The organism is Cupriavidus taiwanensis LMG 19424 (genome assembly GCF_000069785.1).
GTDB classification, from domain to species: Bacteria; Pseudomonadota; Gammaproteobacteria; order Burkholderiales; family Burkholderiaceae; genus Cupriavidus; species Cupriavidus taiwanensis.
The window spans coordinates 392,118-406,834 of the sequence record NC_010528.1; the positions used below are offsets into that span (position 1 = coordinate 392,118).

At 67.9% G+C, this 14,717-nt stretch carries 15 protein-coding genes; all 15 read left to right on the forward strand.

The features are described 5' to 3' along the window. The first annotated feature begins 39 nt into the window (after positions 1-39). The 15 genes from RALTA_RS01885 (at position 40) to RALTA_RS01950 (ending at position 14,679) form a co-directional block, all read left to right on the forward strand. Positions 40-1,905, forward strand: a complete 1,866-nt coding sequence (locus tag RALTA_RS01885) for an ABC transporter ATP-binding protein/permease (protein WP_012351719.1) — start codon at positions 40-42, stop codon at positions 1,903-1,905. Between the two features lie 88 nt (positions 1,906-1,993). After that, complete coding sequence (locus tag RALTA_RS01890) at positions 1,994-2,410, forward strand: gamma-butyrobetaine hydroxylase-like domain-containing protein (protein WP_012351720.1); 417 nt, start codon at positions 1,994-1,996, stop codon at positions 2,408-2,410. Positions 2,411-2,441: 31 nt separating this feature from the next. Continuing rightward, the gene (gene ubiE, locus RALTA_RS01895; RefSeq protein ID WP_012351721.1) at positions 2,442-3,173 is read left to right on the forward strand and encodes a bifunctional demethylmenaquinone methyltransferase/2-methoxy-6-polyprenyl-1,4-benzoquinol methylase UbiE; all 732 of its coding nucleotides are present in this window, start codon (positions 2,442-2,444) and stop codon (positions 3,171-3,173) included. 62 nt (positions 3,174-3,235) lie between these two features. Then, positions 3,236-4,219, forward strand: a complete 984-nt coding sequence (locus RALTA_RS01900; RefSeq protein ID WP_012351722.1) for a Tim44 domain-containing protein — start codon at positions 3,236-3,238, stop codon at positions 4,217-4,219. A 126-nt stretch (positions 4,220-4,345) separates the two neighbouring features. Further along, positions 4,346-5,038: a ubiquinone biosynthesis accessory factor UbiJ gene (locus RALTA_RS01905; RefSeq protein ID WP_012351723.1), complete on the forward strand. Its 693-nt coding sequence runs from the start codon at positions 4,346-4,348 to the stop codon at positions 5,036-5,038. Positions 5,039-5,103: 65 nt separating this feature from the next. Next, the gene (gene ubiB, locus RALTA_RS01910; protein WP_012351724.1) at positions 5,104-6,681 is read left to right on the forward strand and encodes a ubiquinone biosynthesis regulatory protein kinase UbiB; all 1,578 of its coding nucleotides are present in this window, start codon (positions 5,104-5,106) and stop codon (positions 6,679-6,681) included. Between the two features lie 37 nt (positions 6,682-6,718). Continuing rightward, on the forward strand, positions 6,719-7,339 hold the full coding sequence (locus RALTA_RS01915) for a methyltransferase domain-containing protein (RefSeq protein ID WP_012351725.1): 621 nt from the start codon (positions 6,719-6,721) through the stop codon (positions 7,337-7,339). 291 nt (positions 7,340-7,630) lie between these two features. Further along, positions 7,631-9,067 (forward strand): sodium:solute symporter family protein, encoded by a 1,437-nt coding sequence (locus RALTA_RS01920; protein ID WP_012351726.1) that lies wholly within the window; start codon positions 7,631-7,633, stop codon positions 9,065-9,067. Positions 9,068-9,232: 165 nt separating this feature from the next. Next, positions 9,233-9,568, forward strand: coding sequence for an FmdB family zinc ribbon protein (locus RALTA_RS01925; protein ID WP_012351727.1), 336 nt, complete (start codon positions 9,233-9,235; stop codon positions 9,566-9,568). A 13-nt stretch (positions 9,569-9,581) separates the two neighbouring features. After that, the gene (locus RALTA_RS01930; RefSeq protein ID WP_012351728.1) at positions 9,582-10,292 is read left to right on the forward strand and encodes a DUF502 domain-containing protein; all 711 of its coding nucleotides are present in this window, start codon (positions 9,582-9,584) and stop codon (positions 10,290-10,292) included. Between the two features lie 65 nt (positions 10,293-10,357). Continuing rightward, positions 10,358-12,166: an aspartate--tRNA ligase gene (gene aspS / locus RALTA_RS01935; RefSeq protein ID WP_012351729.1), complete on the forward strand. Its 1,809-nt coding sequence runs from the start codon at positions 10,358-10,360 to the stop codon at positions 12,164-12,166. Between the two features lie 15 nt (positions 12,167-12,181). Then, entirely contained in the window at positions 12,182-12,373 is a 192-nt protein-coding gene (locus tag RALTA_RS30155; RefSeq protein ID WP_145987321.1) for a hypothetical protein, read from the forward strand. Positions 12,374-12,375: 2 nt separating this feature from the next. Next, a complete protein-coding gene (locus tag RALTA_RS01940; protein WP_025583448.1) occupies positions 12,376-13,287 on the forward strand; it encodes a FliH/SctL family protein in 912 nt (303 codons plus the stop codon). Between the two features lie 103 nt (positions 13,288-13,390). Further along, a complete protein-coding gene (gene nudB / locus RALTA_RS01945; RefSeq protein ID WP_012351731.1) occupies positions 13,391-13,900 on the forward strand; it encodes a dihydroneopterin triphosphate diphosphatase in 510 nt (169 codons plus the stop codon). Next, complete coding sequence (locus tag RALTA_RS01950) at positions 13,897-14,679, forward strand: endonuclease/exonuclease/phosphatase family protein (RefSeq protein ID WP_012351732.1); 783 nt, start codon at positions 13,897-13,899, stop codon at positions 14,677-14,679. The genes nudB and RALTA_RS01950 overlap by 4 nt, the downstream gene beginning before the upstream one ends. Positions 14,680-14,717: the final 38 nt, after the last annotated feature.

The window sequence follows — 14,717 nt, forward strand, 5'->3', positions numbered from 1 at the left end:
CCGGCCACGCATCGCGCTGGCGGGCAGAAAGCTGCCGCTATGTCCTCGACCCCGACCTCCGTCACCGTACCGGGCCCGGCCGTTCCCGCCCGGGCCCTCAAGATCCAGAGCCGGCTGCGCATGGCCGCGACCTGGGCGCTGATCAAGCCCTACTGGAAATCAGAAGACCGCGTCGCCGGGCTGGGGTTGCTGGCGCTGGTGGTGGTGCTCAACCTGGGCATCGTCTATATCAACGTGCTGCTCAACGAGTGGAACCGCGTGTTCTACAACGCGCTGGAGCAGCGCGACTATGCCTCGTTCAAGGTGCTGCTGCTGCGCTTCTCGTGGATCGCCGGCTTCTATATCGTGGCCTTCCTGTCCCGGCAGTACTACACGATGATGCTGCAGATGCGCTGGCGTACCTGGATGACCGGCCGGTTCATGGACCGGTGGCTCGCTCACCAGGCCTACTACCGTATCGAGCAGACCCATACGACCGACAACCCTGACCAACGGATCGCGGACGACCTGCGCTTGTTCACCGATGGAGGCTTGTCGTTGTCGCTGGGGCTGCTCAACTCGGTGGTGACGCTGATTTCCTTTGTCGGGATCCTCTGGGCGTTGTCTGGCCCGATCAGTCTGGCGCTTGGCGGTAGCGAGATCGTGATCCCGGGCTACATGGTCTGGTTTGCAGGGGCCTATGCCGTGGTGGGGTCGTTGGTGGCGCACTTCGTCGGGCGTCCTCTCATCGGCCTGAACTTCCAGCAAGAACAGTACGAGGCAGATTTCCGTTTCACGCTGGTGCGCCTGCGCGAGAACAGCGAGCCAGTGGCGCTGTATCGAGGCGAACCGACCGAGAAGGCCGGCTTGCGCGCACGCTTCGACCGCATTCGGGCCAACTGGAACCAGTTGATGCTGTACACGCGGCGGCTGAACTTCGTCAGCTCGGGCTACGCGCAGTTCGCCATTATCTTCCCCATCCTGGTGGCGGCGCCGCGCTACTTTGCCGGCAAGATGACGCTGGGCGGGCTGATGCAGATCAGTTCCGCGTTTGGACAGGTGCAGGGTGCGTTGTCATGGTTCGTCGACAACTACGCCACGCTGGTGGGCTGGAAGGCGGCGGCCAACCGCCTGATCGACTTCCAGGAAGCCATCCGCGTGGCCGAGCGCCAGGAAGCGTCGCCGGACGGCAGCCGCGATATCGAGGTGGCGTACCACGGCGAGCCGCAGGACGGCATCGCCATCGACAGCCTGGCGCTGGCGCTGCCGGTGCGTGCCGGGCGTGGCGCCGCGGTGGGCCAGCGGCCGCTGGTGGCGCCGTTCTCGCTGACGGTGGCGCCGGGCGAGCGCTGGCTGGTCAGCGGCCCGTCGGGCTGCGGCAAGAGCGTGCTGTTCCGCGCGCTCGCCGGGATCTGGCCGTACGGCAGCGGCACCGTGACCATGCCGGAAGGCGCGCGCCGGTTGTTCCTGCCGCAGCGCAGCTACCTGCCGATCGGCACGCTGGCCGATGCGCTGGCCTACCCGGACGCGGGCACCGAGCACAGCAAGGAAGTCCTGCAGGCGGCCCTGCGCCAGACCCGCCTGGCCGCGCTGGCGGACCAGCTCGACGTGTTCGACAACTGGTCGCTGCGGTTGTCACCCGGCGAGCAGCAGCGCCTGGCCTTCGCGCGCGCGCTGCTGCAGAAGCCCGATTACCTGTTCCTCGACGAAGCCACCAGCGCGCTGGACGAGGATACCGAGCGCGCCATGTACCAGCTGATGGTGGAGCAGCTGCCGCAAACGGCCATCGTCAGCATTGCGCACCGCAGCACCGTGGCGGCGTTCCACCAGCGCAGGCTGCGCTACGTGCCGCAGGATGCCGAAGCGGCCCGGGCTGCGCAAGCCGGCGAGCCTGGGGTAAGCTATCGGGTCGTATGCGAAGCGTGATGCGGGGCTGCCGTGGCAGCCGGCGCGGCCACGGCATCATGCGGCAACCACCACCCTCACCGGCGCCCCTCAGCGGGCCGCGATCACCATGGCAGGCCTGGAAAAAGACACTCCCCATCCCACCGCGCTGACGGTCCACACGCAATCGCGCGTGCTCGAGATCGGCTTCGACAACGGCCGCAGCTTCCGGCTGCCGTTCGAGCTGCTGCGCGTGTACTCGCCCTCCGCCGAAGTCCAGGGCCATGGCCCGGGGCAGGAGGTGCTGCAGACCGGCAAGCGCGAGGTCGGCGTCGACGCGGTCGAGCCGGTCGGCAACTACGCCATCCAGATCCGCTTTTCCGACGGGCACGACACCGGCATCTATTCGTGGGACCTGCTGTACCGCCTGGGCGACAACCAGGACGCGCTGTGGCAGGACTACCTGCAGCGCCTGGAAGCCGCCGGCGCGGACCGCGACACCCCGATGCCCGCCGCCGGCGGCGGGCACGCCTGCGGCCATCACTGAGCCGCCCCCGACAATCCTGGAGTCTTGAAAGATGAGTGAAACCCACTTCGGGTTCGAAAAGGTCGACGAAACGGAAAAGGCCGGCAAGGTTGCCGGCGTATTCCATTCGGTGGCCAGCAAGTACGACGTGATGAACGACCTGATGTCGGGCGGCATGCACCGGCTGTGGAAGATGTTCACCATCGCGCAGGCCGGGGTGCGCCCGGGCCACAAGGTGCTGGACATTGCCGGCGGCACCGGCGACCTGGCCAAGGCATTCGCGAAGCAGGCCGGCCCGACCGGCCAGGTCTGGCTGACCGATATCAACGAGTCGATGCTGCGCGTGGGCCGCGACCGGCTGCTGAACAAGGGCATCGTCACGCCGGTGGCGCTGTGCGACGCCGAGAAGATCCCGTTCCCCGACAACTACTTCGATCTGGTCACGGTGGCCTTCGGCCTGCGCAACATGACGCACAAGGAAGCCGCGCTGGCCGAGATGCGCCGCGTGGTCAAGCCCGGCGGCAAGGTTATGGTGCTGGAGTTCTCCAAGGTGTGGAAACCCCTGGAAAAGGCGTACGACGTCTATTCTTTCAAGGTACTGCCGTGGCTGGGCCAGCGCGTGGCAGGGGATGCCCCCAGCTATCGCTATCTCGCGGAATCGATCAGAATGCATCCAGACCAGGTTTCGCTTGTACGCTTAATGGAACATGCGGGCCTGGAGAATGTCGAATACTTCAATCTGACGGCCGGAGTGGTGGCGCTCCACGTCGGGCGCAAGTATTAGAAGCATTGAAATCGCCATGCCTCGCCCCAAAATGGGGTGAAACTGACAGGGAATAGCAGAATATGTCGTCATTTCGTGGAAAATTCCTGGTTGGGTCGCTGATTACCGCGATTGCCTTCGGGATGGTGTTCGACGCCAATGCCAAGCGCATGGGCGGTTCGCGCAGCATCGGCAAGCAATCGTCGACGGTGACGCAGCAGCGCCAGCAGGCGCCGCAGCCCACTTCGCCGACCCAGCAGCCGGCGCAGCAGCCGACCCAGGCAGCCCCGGCCACCGCCGGTGCCGCCGGTGCCGCCGGCGCGGCCGCCGCCGCGCCCAAGCGCAACTGGGGCGGGATCCTGGGCGGCATTGCCGCCGGCCTGGGCATCGGCTGGCTGCTGTCGCACTTTGGCCTGGGCGGCGCGGCACTGAGCTTCCTGTCCAACCTGATCCTCATCGCGCTGGTGGCGTTTGCCGCGATCTGGCTGATCCGCAAGTTCCGCGGCAGCAAGCGCGCGGCCCAGCCGGCCTACGCCGGTGCCGGCGGCGCGCCGAACCTCGGCCGCAACGCGGAGCCGATGTTCCGCGGCGAGCCGACGCCGGTGTCGTCCGGTAGCCAGTCCGCCAGCCCGGTGCTGCCGGCATCGGCAGCGCCGGTGGCAGCCGGGGCCGTGGCGCAGCAGCCGTGGGGCGTGCCGGCCGATTTCGATACCGAGTCCTTCCTGCGTAACGCCAAGGTCCACTTCGTGCGCCTGCAGGCCGCGTGGGACGCCGGCAACCTGGACGATATCCGCGAGTTCACTACGCCGGAGATGTTCGCCGAGATCAAGATGGACCTGGCCGAGCGCGGCGCCGAGGTCAACAAGACCGACGTGGTCACGCTGGAAGCCCAGCTGCTGGGCATCGAGTCGTCGCCGGCCCAGCACCTGGCCAGCGTGCGTTTCTCCGGCATGATCCGCGAGAAGGCGGGCGAGGCGGCCCAGCCTTTCGGCGAGGTCTGGAACCTGGCCAAGCCGGTCTCCGGCAACGGCGGCTGGCTGCTGGCCGGCATCCAGCAAGAGTCCTGATGCCGCACCCCGCGGCGGTGATGCGCCGGGGGGAGTAGCTTAGAATGGAGGCCCACGTGAAAGCGTGGGCCTTTTTGTTTGGGACGCCGGCCCGCGCCTCGCCGCCTGCCCGCCAACCGCGCTGTCATGAATACTCTGCCTTCCGCCCTGGCCACGCCCGCCATCTCGGCACTGAACCACCTGCTCGAGCAGGAGCCGTGGGCCCGCAACCAGCTGGCGCCGTTTGCCGGACGCGTGATCCGTTTCGATGCCGCCGCCTTCGAGTTGTCGCTGAAGGTGACCGAACACGGCTGCACGGAACTGGCGCCCGCGGCCGAGGCGCCCGCGGTGACGCTGCGCGTGCCGGTGCAGCAGTGGCCGCTGGTGGCCGCCGACGTGGCCGAAGGCGGCCAGGCCGCCGCCATGCGCCATGTGCGCATCGAGGGCGACGCCGAGCTGGCCAATACGGTGTCGACGCTGGCGCGCAACCTGCGCTGGGATGCCGCCGAGGACCTGTCGCGCGCGCTGCGCGGCATCCTCGGCGGGCCGGTCAGCGACAGCGTGGCCCAGCGCGTGGTCGACGGCGTGCGCCAGGTCCATGAACAGGCCACGCGCGTGGGCCGGGCGCTGGTGGACAACGTCACCGACTACCTGCTCGACGAACAGCCAACCCTGGTGCGCCACGCCGCGCTGGACGAATTCGGCGCCGACGTGGGCCATCTGCGCGACCGCCTGGCGCGGCTGGAGAAGCGGCTGGAGCGCCTGGAGCGGGGCGGCACAGCGCCCGCGCCGGGCGCGTCATCCGGCCCCTCCGGCAAGCTGCCGTCGCCGCACCGCTGAGCCGGCCACGCCCCGCTCCCCCGCTCATCCACTGACTGCCTGCCCGGCCCCGTGAAGACTCCCGAATGACCCGCCTCCTGCGCCTTGGCAAGATCCTTTTCGTCATCCTCTACTACGGCCTGGACGAGCTGGTGCTCTCGGGCTTCAGCAGCCGCAGGATCCGTTTCCTGGTACGGGTCATCACCATCGGCCGCAAGCTCGACATGCCGCGCGGCGTGCGGCTGCGGCTGGCGCTGACGCGGCTGGGCCCGATCTTCGTCAAGTTCGGCCAGGTGCTGTCGACCCGGCGCGACCTGATGCCGCCGGATATTGCCGACGAGCTGGCCAAGCTGCAGGACCAGGTGCCGCCATTCGATTCGGCGGTGGCGGTCAGGATCATCGAGCGCTCGCTCGGGCGGCCGCTGGACCAGCTGTTCGAAACCTTCGAGCACCAGCCGGTGGCCAGCGCCTCGATCGCGCAGGTGCACTTCGCCACGCTCAAGGGCGGCCCCTGCCACGGGCGCGAGGTCGCGGTAAAGGTGCTGCGCCCGGGCATGCTGCCGGTGATCGACAGCGACCTGGCGCTGATGCGCGACATGGCCACCTGGCTGGAGCGCTTCTGGGCCGACGGCAAGCGCCTGAAGCCGCGCGAGGTGGTGGCCGAGTTCGACAAATACCTGCACGACGAGCTCGACCTGATGATCGAGGCGGCCAACGCCAGCCAGCTGCGCCGCAACTTTGCCGACACCAACCTGCTGCTGGTGCCCGAGGTGTTCTGGGACTGGTGCAGCAGCACGGTGTTCGTGATGGAGCGCATGCACGGCATCCCGATCTCGCGCACCGACTCGCTCAAGGCCGCCGGCGTCGACATGCACCAGCTCGCGGAGGAGGGCGTCGAGATCTTCTTCACCCAGGTGTTCCGCGACGGCTTTTTCCATGCCGACATGCACCCGGGCAACATCCTGGTGTCGGTGCAGCCCGAGACCTTCGGCCGCTATATCGCGCTCGACTTCGGCATCGTCGGCGCGCTGTCCGAATTCGACAAGAACTACCTGGCGCAGAACTTCATCGCCTTCTTCCGCCGCGACTACCACCGCGTGGCGCTGCTGCACGTGGAATCGGGCTGGGTCCCGCCGGAGACCCGCGTCGAGGAACTGGAAAGCGCGGTGCGCGCCTGCTGCGAGCCGTACTTCGACAAGCCGCTGAAGGAAATCTCGCTGGGCATGGTGCTGATGCGGCTGTTCCAGACTTCGCGCCGCTTCAACGTCGAGATCCAGCCGCAACTGGTGCTGCTGCAGAAGACCCTGCTCAATATCGAAGGGCTGGGCCGCCAGCTCGACCCGGACCTGGACCTGTGGAAGACCGCCAAGCCGTTCCTGGAGCGCTGGATGCACGAGCAGGTGGGCTGGCAGGGCGCGTGGGAGCGGATCAAGGTGGAGGCGCCGCTGTGGGCCAAGATGCTGCCCGACTTCCCGCGCCTGGCGCACCAGTTCCTGGAGCGGCGCGCGCTCACCACCAATGGCGAGCAGGACAAGCTGCTGGCGATGCTGGTGCTGGAGCAGCGCCGCACCAACCGGCTGCTCGGCACCGCGGTGCTGCTGGCGGGCGGCTTTGTCGCCGGCATCGTGCTGACCCACGTGCTGGGCTGGGCGGGATACTGGTAGGCGCATGCCGCGATCACAACGGGACGGAGGCAGACCCATGGGCGATACCACCAGGCCGGTGCCAAGCTTCACCACGCGCAATGCCGGCGACCCGGCGTTCTGGGATGAGCGCTTCAAGGAGGGCTTCACGCCCTGGGACCTGGGCGGCGTGCCCGAGGAATTCCGCCGCTTTGTCGAAGGCCGCCAGCCGTGTCCCACGCTGGTGCCCGGCTGCGGCAACGGCTGGGAGGCGGCGTGGCTGTTCGAGCGCGGCTGGCCGGTGACGGCGATCGACTTCTCTGCGCAGGCGGTGGCGTCGGCGCGGCGCGCGCTGGGGCCGGCCGGGGCGGTGGTGCAGCAGGGCGACTTCTTTGCCTTCACGCCGCAGCCGGCGTGCGAACTGATCTACGAGCGCGCCTTCCTGTGCGCGCTGCCGCCGGCGCTGCGGGCGGCCTATGGCGCTCGCGTGGCCGAGCTGCTGCCGCCGGGCGGGCTGCTGGCGGGCTACTTCTACCTGGGCGAGAACCGCGGCGGGCCGCCGTTCGCGATGCCGGAGGCGGAGCTGGATGCGCTGCTCGGGCCGGGCTTCGAGCGCATCGAGGACCGGCCCTCGGCCGCGCCGCTGCCGGTGTTCCAGGGTCAGGAGCGCTGGCAGGTATGGCGCCGGCGCGGCGGCTGAACCTGCCGTCCGGACATCCGGCTTGTGGCGAAGCCGGTGCCTTGCGTGGCGCATTCGCGCCAGCGGGGAATTTTTTTCGCCCGCGCCGGTCTGCGTCGCTATAATCCGCGTTTTGATTCGGCTACGACCGCGGGCCCCCGCCGCGTTGCCCGCCTCGTCGGGACGCGCCAGGCACCCCGATATGCGGCCCCGACCGATGAATTGGACTCCGGGCCCCGCGCGCGCACCAGCGCCCAGCCGCCCGGCATTCGGTTTTTCGCCACAAGGGCACCTTCTGCATAGGGCAGCGGCATGCTGATCTGGTTTGTCATCATCTACTGGGTAATCTCGGTCGGCATCGGCCTGTGGGCGGCGCTGCGCGTGCGCAACACCACCGATTTCGCCGTCGCCGGGCGCAGCCTGCCGTTCCATATCGTCACCGCCACCGTCTTCGCCACCTGGTTCGGCTCGGAGACGGTGCTGGGCATCCCCGCCGTGTTCCTGAAGGAAGGCCTGTCGGGCGTGGTGTCGGACCCCTTCGGGTCGTCGCTGTGCCTGATCCTGGTGGGCCTGTTCTTCGCCCGGCCGCTGTACCGGATGAACCTGCTGACCATCGGCGACTACTACCACAACCGCTACGGGCGGCTGGCCGAGGTGCTGACCACGCTCTGCATCGTGGTCTCGTACCTGGGCTGGGTGGCAGCGCAGATCAAGGCGCTGGGGCTGGTGTTCTATACCGTGTCGGACGGCGCTCTGTCGCAGGAGGCCGGCATGATGATCGGCGCGGCCAGCGTGCTGGTCTATACGCTGTTCGGCGGCATGTGGTCGGTGGCGATCACCGACTTCATCCAGATGATCATCATCGTGATCGGCATGATGTATATCGGCTACGAGGTCAGCGGCCAGGCGGGCGGCGTGACCGCGGTGGTGTCGCACGCGGCCGCGGCGGGCAAGTTCGAGTTCCTGCCGTCGCTGGATTTCGTGCAGATCATCGGCTTCGCCGCCGCGCTGTTCACCATGATGCTGGGCTCGATCCCGCAGCAGGACGTGTTCCAGCGGGTGACTTCGTCGCGCACCGAGCTGATCGCGGGCCGCGCCTCGGTGCTGGGCGGCGTGCTGTACTTCTGCTTCGCCTTTATCCCGATGTTCCTGGCGTATTCGGCCACCCTGATCGACCCGGGCATGGTGGCCAGATACATCGACACCGACTCGCAGCTGATCCTGCCGCAGCTGATCCTGCAGCACGCGCCGATGTTTGCCCAGGTGATGTTCTTCGGCGCGCTGCTGTCGGCGATCAAGAGCTGCGCCTCGGCGACGCTGCTGGCGCCGTCGGTGACGTTTGCCGAGAACATCCTGCGGCCGTACTTCCGCCATCTCGACGACAAGCAGTTCCTGCGCGTGATGCAGAGCGTGGTGCTGGTGTTCACCACGCTGGTGACGCTGTTCGCGCTGAACTCGCACCTGTCGATCTTCCATATGGTCGAAAATGCCTACAAGGTCACGCTGGTGTCGTCGTTCGTGCCGCTGGCCTTCGGCATGTTCTGGAAGCACGCCACCCGCCAGGGCGGCCTGGCCGCGATCCTGCTGGGGCTGTCGTCCTGGCTGACCTGCGAGATCGCCTTTGCCGATGCCGTGGTGCCGCCGCAGATGGTGGGCCTGCTGTTCTCGGTCAGCGGCATGGTGGTCGGCTCGCTGCTACCGCAGTGGATTGCAGATCACGCGCCGGTCAAGGAAGTCCATATCGCCTGACGGCGCGGGGGCGCCCACCCCCTTATTTCCGCCGATCAGGCAGCCCCGGAACGGTTTATAATTCAAGGCTTTGCATCGCCGCGCGGGAGATTCCCGCGGCCGCCATGGCCGGCGGCGATGTCCGCCCCGGAACCGATTCCCAAGTTTTTCTCGCGAAATAACACCATGCCGATCTATGCCTACCGTTGCGACGCCTGCGGCCACGGGCGCGATGTGCTGCAGAAAATGAGCGATGCCCCGCTGACGGACTGCCCGTCCTGCGGCGCCGCCGGCGCGTTCAAGAAGCAGCTGACCGCTGCCGGGTTCCAGCTCAAGGGCTCGGGCTGGTACGTGACTGACTTCCGCGGCGGCAGCGGCGGCACCAGCGCGCCGGCCGCGGGCGGCGCGGCGGCGGGCGCGGCAGCGGCCAGCGCCCCGGCCGCCGCCGAATCGCCTGCCGCAAGCACCACCGCGGCCGCGCCGGCCGCCGGCGGTTGCGGCAGCGCCTGCGCCTGCCACTGATCCGGATCGCCACGTGGTCGCCAAGAAGACTTCCGCCCTCAAGACCTGGTTCCTGACCGGCCTGCTGGTGCTGGTGCCGCTGGGCATCACGCTGTGGGTGCTCAGCCTGATCATCGGCACGATGGACCAGAGCCTGGCGCTGCTGCCGGAAGCCTGGCGGCCGGACCGGCTGATGTTCGGCAAGCGCGTGACCGGCCTGGGCGCGATTCTGACGCTGCTGTTCATCCTGCTGGTCGGGCTGCTCGCGCATAACTTCATCGGCCAGCGCCTGGTGCGCTGGTGGGAAGCGCTGCTGGGCCATATCCCGGTGGTGGGCCCGATCTACACCAGCGTCAAGCAGGTGTCGGACACGCTGCTGTCGTCGTCGGGCAATGCCTTCCGCAAGGCGCTGCTGGTGCAGTACCCGCGCGAGGGCTCGTGGACCATCGCCTTTCTGACAGGGCGCCCGGGCGGCGACGTGCAGAACCACCTGCAGGGCGAGTACGTCAGCGTCTACGTGCCGACCACGCCCAATCCGACCTCGGGTTTCTTCCTGATGATGCCCAAGGCCGACACCATCGAACTCGACATGACCGTCGACGCCGCGCTCAAGTACATCGTCTCGATGGGCGTCGTGGCACCGGCGGAATTGCCGCGCAAGAACGGCAGCGCGCCCCGGCCGGTAGCCACCAGCCCGGCCGGCAGGTCCAGCAACGAGGAACCGGTCCAGACCACCGATCCTTGAGCCTCCAAACTGATCACGGGCTGCCCGATGCTGTCGGGCAGCCGCGTTTTACCGGGAATCTCCTTATGTCCTCCATGCGTACTCACTACTGCGGTCTGGTGACCGAACAATTCTCGGGCCAGGAAGTAGCCCTGACCGGCTGGGTCCAGCGCCGCCGCGACCATGGCGGCGTGATCTTCATCGACCTGCGCGACCGCGAGGGCCTGGTGCAGGTGGTCTGCGATCCGGACCGCCCCGAGATGTTCAAGGCCGCGGAAGAGATCCGCAACGAGTTCTGCATCCGCGTCACCGGCAAGGTGCGCCCGCGCCCGGCCGGCACGGAAAACGCCAACCTGACCTCGGGCAAGATCGAGGTGCTGTGCCACGAGCTGACCGTGCTGAACCCGTCGGTGACGCCCCCGTTCCAGCTCGACGACGACAACCTGTCGGAAACCACGCGCCTGACGCACCGCGTGCTGGACCTGCGCCGCCCGCAGATGCAGTACAACCTGCGCCTGCGCTACAAGGTGGCGATGGAAGTGCGCAAGTTCCTGGATGCGCAGGGCTTCATCGACATCGAGACCCCGATGCTCGGCAAGAGCACGCCCGAAGGCGCGCGCGACTACCTGGTGCCGTCGCGCGTGAACCCGGGCCACTTCTTCGCGCTGCCGCAGTCGCCGCAGATCTTCAAGCAGATGCTGATGGTGTCGGGCTTCGACCGCTACTACCAGATCACCAAGTGCTTCCGCGACGAAGACCTGCGCGCCGACCGCCAGCCGGAATTCACGCAGATCGACTGCGAAACCTCGTTCCTGACCGAGCAGGAGATCCGCGACCTGTTCGAGGACATGATGCGCACGGTGTTCAAGAACGCCATCGACGTCGACCTCGACGCGAAATTCCCGGTGATGGAGTTCCGCGAGGCCATGGCCCGCTTCGGCTCGGACAAGCCCGACCTGCGCGTCAAGCTGGAATTCACCGAGCTGACCGAGGTGATGAAGGACGTCGACTTCAAGGTGTTCTCGGGCCCGGCCAACAGCGACAACGGCCGCGTGGTCGGCCTGCGCGTGCCGGGCGGCGGCGCCATCTCGCGCGGCGAGATCGATGCCTACACCCAGTTCGTCGGCATCTACGGCGCCAAGGGCCTGGCCTGGATCAAGGTCAACGAAGTGGCCAAGGGCCGCGACGGGCTGCAATCGCCGATCGTCAAGAACCTGCACGACGCCGCCATTGCCGAGATCCTGAAGCGCACCGGCGCCCAGGACGGCGACATCATCTTCTTCGGCGCCGACAAGGCCAAGGTGGTCAACGACTCGATCGGCGCGCTGCGCCTGAAGATCGGCCATTCGGACTTCGGCAAGGCCAACGGCCTGTTCGAGGACGCCTGGAAGCCGTTGTGGGTGGTGGACTTCCCGATGTTCGAGTACGACGAGGAAGACGCCCGCTGGGTGGCGATGCACCATCCGTTCACCAGCCCCAAGGACGAGCACCTGGAATACCTGGAGACCGACCCGGGCAAGTGCCTGGCCAAGGCCTACGACATGGTGCTGAACGGCTGGGAAATGGGCGGCGGCTCGGTGCGGATCTTCCGCTCGGACATCCAGAGCAAGGTGTTCCGCGCGCTCAAGATCAACGACGAGGAAGCCCGCGCCAAGTTCGGCTACCTGCTCGACGCGCTGCAGTACGGCGCGCCCCCGCACGGCGGCCTGGCCTTCGGCCTGGACCGCATCGTCACCATGATGGCCGGCGCCGACTCGATCCGCGACGTGATCGCCTTCCCCAAGACCCAGCGCGCCCAGGACCTGCTGACGCAGGCGCCGAGCTCGGTCGACGAGAAGCAGCTGCGCGAGCTGCATATCCGCCTGCGCACCGCCGAACCGAAGCCCAACGCCTGACCGGTTTCGGGTCGCATGATCCGCAAGAAAAGCCGCGCGATTGCGCGGCTTTTTTGCTTTTTGCGCAACATCGGCGGCCCGGCGATTGGTTTCGATTTGTTACCGGTCGGAACGAAGCCGGCGGCGGTCAGGTCTTCTTCCTTTGACACGCAATTTGCCGAGGGGCCCTGTCATGAAGGTTCCCGGCGCTCGGGAGGAAATTCGTGAACCTGAACCTGGATACCGAACTGATCCGCCAGTTCCTGCTGGCCCACCAGGAAACCATCCTGACCTGGCTGGCGGCGGGACTGATCATGATGCTGCTGGCCCGTTTCGAGCTGCGCCGCGCCCAACGCCGCGCGGCGCAGGCCATGTCCGAATCGGTGGCCACCACCGTGGCCGCATGCGTGCCGGACATCGCCCACGCGGTGCAGGCGGCGTCGCCCCAGGCGGTGGCCGAGCCGGTCGAGATGCAGCGCGCCGAAGCCCTGCGCCGGTTGGCGCTGGACACCGTCGGCGTGGTGATGACGCGCGGGCGCTGGCTGGACGAGCTCGGCAACCTGCGCCTGGCCGACGATGCCCTGCTTGCCGGCCAGCGCGCCGATGGCGCCGATCCGCTGCTGGTGGTGGCGCCGCAACCGGTGGTGCAGGCTTACCTCGATGCGCAGCGCATATTCGAGGACGAGGCCGCGCAGGTGCAGGCGCTGCGCCGCGACGCCCAGCGCGTGCAGGAAGCGCTGCAGGCGCTGGATGCCGAGGCTGCCCATATCGAACAGGAAACCGGCAGCATCGTGCTGCGCTTCGAACAGGTCAACGCGCAGGCGGCGCAGGGCATGGATGGCGGCGATTACCAGCGCTTCCTGATCCAGAAGTACAACACGCTGGGCCAGCGCGAGAAGGAAATCGCGCAGGAGCGCGCGCGGCTGCAGGGCGAAGCGCGGCAGCGCGCCGAGGCCCTGGCCACGCACGCGCATGCCGCCTCCAGGCGTTACCGCCACGCGCTGGCGCCGCTGATGGAGCAGCTGCGCGCGGCCTGGGGCCATGGCGAATCGCCGCAGGTGTTCGACACCTGGCAGCGCCACGGCAACACCGAACCCTACCTGGCCCCGCACAGCATGGCGGGCGCGCGCAGCGCCGCCTGATCGGCCAGCGCCTGCGGCGCCCCGCGCGCAGCCGCCGCGGCGCTTTCCCGTGGCAAGCGCGCGCGGCTGCGCTATCCTTGGGTTTGTTCCTTGGCCCAGACCCATGTCATACAAGATCCCGGAATCCGTGCTGGTGGTGATTTACACGCCAGATCTTCAAGTCTTGCTGCTGGAACGCGCCGATCGCCCCGGCTTCTGGCAGTCCGTCACCGGCAGCCTCGACACCCTGGACGAACCCCTGGCCCTGACCGCGGCGCGCGAAGTCGCCGAGGAAACCGGCATCATCGCCGGCGAGCACCAGCTGACCGACTGGGGCCATGCCATCCAGTACGACATCTACCCGCAGTGGCGCCACCGCTACGCCGAAGGGGTCACGCGCAACACCGAGCATTGGTTCGGCCTGCGCGTCGCCGCGGCACTGCCGGTGACGCTGGCGCCACGCGAACATTTGCAATACAAGTGGCTGCCATGGCAGCAGGCGGCGCAGCAGTGCTTTTCCAGCAGCAATGCCGAAGCCATCCGCCAGCTGGCGTGGCGCGCAGGCAAGGCCGGCGCGCCGGCCGCGGCAGATGCCGATGCCGGCCATGAGGCGACCGTCGGAGGGCGGCCATGAAGCTGCGCGTGGTCACCTACAACATCCACAAGGGAGTGACCGGCATCGCTCGGCGCCCTCGCATCCAGAACGTGCGTGCCGGCCTGCACGCGATGGACGCGGACATCGTCTTCCTGCAGGAAGTGCAGGACCGCAACGACCGGCTGGTGGCCGCGGCGCTGTTCGACCCGGAGCACACCCAGCTCAACTACCTCGCCACCGACGCCTATCCGCATTCGGTCTATGGCCGCAATGCGGTCTACGACTACGGCCATCACGGCAACGCGATCCTGTCGCGCCATCCGATCCTGATGTCCGAGAACCTCGACATCTCCGACCACCGCTTCGAGCAGCGCGGGCTGCTGCACGCGGTGGCGGACGTGCATGGCGTCGAGACCCACCTGATCTGCGTGCATTTCGGCCTGTTCGCGCGCAGCCGCGCGCGCCAGGCCGAGGCGCTGGTGGAACGGGTGAAGAACGTGGTGCCGGCCGACGTGCCGCTGGTGATCGCCGGCGACTTCAACGACTGGAACCACCGGCTCGACGCGCAGATCTGCAATACGCTGGGCGCGGTCGAAGCCTCGCACGCGCGCGGCGCGCGCCTGCATACCTTTCCCAGCCACATGCCGTGGTGGCAGCTCGACCGCATCTATGTGCGCGGCTACGAGATCGAGCGCGCCCACGCGCTGACCGGGCGCGACTGGGCGCAACGTTCCGACCACGTGCCGCTGGTGGCGGAACTGGGCCATCCGCTGGGCGGGATGGTGGAGCGGGACGTGCCCGCGGACCAGGCCGCGTGAGGCGGCTTGGGCGCGGCTTGAGTGCGCCTTGAGGGCGG

What these genes read in the sequence shown, in the direction of transcription:
- ubiB (WP_012351724.1), top strand. Translation starts at nt 5,104, where the DNA reads ATGACCCGCCTCCTGCGCCTTGGCAAGATCCTTTTCGTCATCCTCTAC.
- ubiE (WP_012351721.1), top strand. Translation starts at nt 2,442, where the DNA reads ATGAGTGAAACCCACTTCGGGTTCGAAAAGGTCGACGAAACGGAAAAG.
- RALTA_RS30155 (WP_145987321.1), top strand. Translation starts at nt 12,182, where the DNA reads ATGATCCGCAAGAAAAGCCGCGCGATTGCGCGGCTTTTTTGCTTTTTG.
- RALTA_RS01915 (WP_012351725.1), top strand. Translation starts at nt 6,719, where the DNA reads ATGGGCGATACCACCAGGCCGGTGCCAAGCTTCACCACGCGCAATGCC.
- nudB (WP_012351731.1), top strand. Translation starts at nt 13,391, where the DNA reads ATGTCATACAAGATCCCGGAATCCGTGCTGGTGGTGATTTACACGCCA.
- RALTA_RS01920 (WP_012351726.1), top strand. Translation starts at nt 7,631, where the DNA reads ATGCTGATCTGGTTTGTCATCATCTACTGGGTAATCTCGGTCGGCATC.
- RALTA_RS01925 (WP_012351727.1), top strand. Translation starts at nt 9,233, where the DNA reads ATGCCGATCTATGCCTACCGTTGCGACGCCTGCGGCCACGGGCGCGAT.
- RALTA_RS01950 (WP_012351732.1), top strand. Translation starts at nt 13,897, where the DNA reads ATGAAGCTGCGCGTGGTCACCTACAACATCCACAAGGGAGTGACCGGC.
- RALTA_RS01885 (WP_012351719.1), top strand. Translation starts at nt 40, where the DNA reads ATGTCCTCGACCCCGACCTCCGTCACCGTACCGGGCCCGGCCGTTCCC.
- RALTA_RS01890 (WP_012351720.1), top strand. Translation starts at nt 1,994, where the DNA reads ATGGCAGGCCTGGAAAAAGACACTCCCCATCCCACCGCGCTGACGGTC.
- aspS (WP_012351729.1), top strand. Translation starts at nt 10,358, where the DNA reads ATGTCCTCCATGCGTACTCACTACTGCGGTCTGGTGACCGAACAATTC.
- RALTA_RS01905 (WP_012351723.1), top strand. Translation starts at nt 4,346, where the DNA reads ATGAATACTCTGCCTTCCGCCCTGGCCACGCCCGCCATCTCGGCACTG.
- RALTA_RS01900 (WP_012351722.1), top strand. Translation starts at nt 3,236, where the DNA reads ATGTCGTCATTTCGTGGAAAATTCCTGGTTGGGTCGCTGATTACCGCG.